Source organism: Glutamicibacter sp. BW77, from assembly GCF_002332285.1.
GTDB classification, from domain to species: domain Bacteria; phylum Actinomycetota; class Actinomycetes; order Actinomycetales; family Micrococcaceae; genus Glutamicibacter; species Glutamicibacter bergerei.
Genome location: NZ_NRGT01000048.1, coordinates 95632 through 97757, shown reverse-complemented (window position 1 = coordinate 97757; position 2126 = coordinate 95632). Strand labels below are relative to the sequence as shown.

1 protein-coding gene is annotated in these 2126 nt (G+C 54.6%); it reads right to left on the bottom strand.

The genetic code is table 11. The annotated features are described in order from the left end of the window. Positions 1-1783, bottom strand: a 1783-nt coding sequence (locus CIK74_RS06775) for a S1 family peptidase (protein ID WP_096255020.1), incomplete at its 3' end; no start/stop codon positions are given. Positions 1784-2126 lie beyond the last annotated feature (343 nt).

Below are 2126 nucleotides of genomic sequence, written 5' to 3'. Positions count from 1 at the left end.
GCTCAGGCTTGTCGGTTGGCGTTGGGGTCGGAGTTGGCTCTGGAGCGGCAACGATGACCGAACCGGTAGCGTTCGCCGACTTGTTGAAACCGTTGACTGCGGTCATGCGGAAGCTGACCTTGCCTTCTTCGCTAGGTGCAGCGAAGGTGAAGGTGCCGTTGGCCGAAACCTTGGCGGTCTTGTACAGCTTGCCGTCAATGACGATGCGTACGGTGGTGCCAGTCGAAGCACTGTCAACCTTGCCGGTGATGGTCGCGCCTGGCTTGACCTCTGCACCGACCTTTGGCGAGGTCTGGGCTGGTGCATTAACCAAGAACTTGACCTGGTAGTCAGCAATACCGGCGGTGCGCTCCTGCGAATCAACTAAGCCGGTGTAGAAAGCCAGATCATCTGGGGTGTCTTCCAAACCATCTTTGCCACCGGAATTAGCGGAGTTAATGCCGACGGCCTTGTTGCCGATCAACACGGCTCCACCGGAGTCACCCTGATCCAACACACTTTGGTTAGGGTTTTTTGCGGTGTAGCCCCATACGGCGCGTACGTCATTGTCGTAACCGCCAACGAAGAACAAGCCTTCACCAAGGATTTCTGAGCAGCTCCATCCGGTAGTGCGCCCCGAGGAGCAGGCGCTTGCGCCAACTGTTGCGGTCGCTAATCCAGTAACCTGGATGGTACCTTCACGCTCGTCCTTGCCTGCTGGCCACTTCGAAACCTGGTCATGCAACGTTAGATCGGGGTTGATGTCGTCAATGACAGCAATGTCAGTACCAAGCTCCGGCTTCTCAGGAACACCTGGCGTGCCGGAATGATTCGGGCCACCGAACTGGCTGAAGCCAAACGTGCCGAGCTTGTTGCTAATACCCTCGCTCTGACCCGGAGCACCATGCTCGGCTACGTAGGTGTCAGTCATCTTGCCATCTTGGGTACAGTGTCCCGCGGTAATGATCGAATCAGCACCCGATGGGTTCCAAGCGTTGAACCCTACCGAGCAAAGGAAATTCGGATCCGCGCCTGGCTCGGCGATTCCGTAGCCCATGCCACCATAAATATCTTCGATGGCACCTGCTTTTGCCTTGCCTTCACCCTCAGTTTCGACCAAATCTACGTCGGCTTGGGTGGCGAATGCATCCAAAGTGAGCTTGTTCTTGTCTGCCGACTTCGAAGCGCGTGCGCTGGGCGAATTGTCCTGCTGAGAGGACTTTCCATTCATCTTCGCTGGACCCTCATTGCTGGCAATGCCACCCGCAATGATCTGAAGGCCTTTCCCGGTGTCCAAGATAGCGGTCAGTTGTTCAACTTCTTCAGGCTGAACCTTCTCAACTACCTCGGAATAGAGCTTGTTGACGCTAGTTATCTTTGGGACGGTTACTAGCTCGGCTTCGAGGGGTGCGGCCGATGCAGCAATTACATCCTTGGCCTTCTTCGCGTCCTTTTCGGCAACCGTGATTTCGGCCTTGCCGTCCTTGATGCTGGCTTTGGCCTTAACACCTTCGTCTTCAAGCTTCTTGGTGACTTCAGCAACGGTGTCGTTTGCCTTCGAGTCTTCCAAGTACTGCTCAGGCGACTTCTTCAAGTCGCGCTTGATTGCTTCGTCAAGTCCCTTGGTGTCTACAGCGACATCAGTGGCCGACGGCGTAGCGCTCGGGCTCTGTGAAGGTGCTGGAGTGGATTCAGCCTTATCGGCTGCGACTGCGGGAGCAATGAAGCTACCGCCAACCACCAATGCGGTGGCTGCAGCAGCGACAATGCCGCGCTGCGCAGTCTTGTTCTTTGGTTTTGGCATTAAAGCTTCTCCCAGTTATGTGGTGCGATCGCCTGAAGGTCGCAACCGTCTCCGGGCGCACTTCAAAGCAGTGTGTTGTTACCAAATTGAAACAATATCGGCTTTTGATACTCGGATTCAAGGACCCGCATCCACCAGAGGGAGAAAACTAGCCACCGAAACGCCCTTGTCATTCCTGCATCGAGAGACCTTGTGGCCCAGAAGGCCTGAGTTGACGCTTTAGTTTAAGATTGCAGGTCGGTTACTAATCACTAGTCAGCTTAGTGCGAGCTGAGAATCTTCGATGAATTCAGCCAGTGCCGTAAGAAGCTTGTATATTCAACCAACAGATGTTTTAGATAAA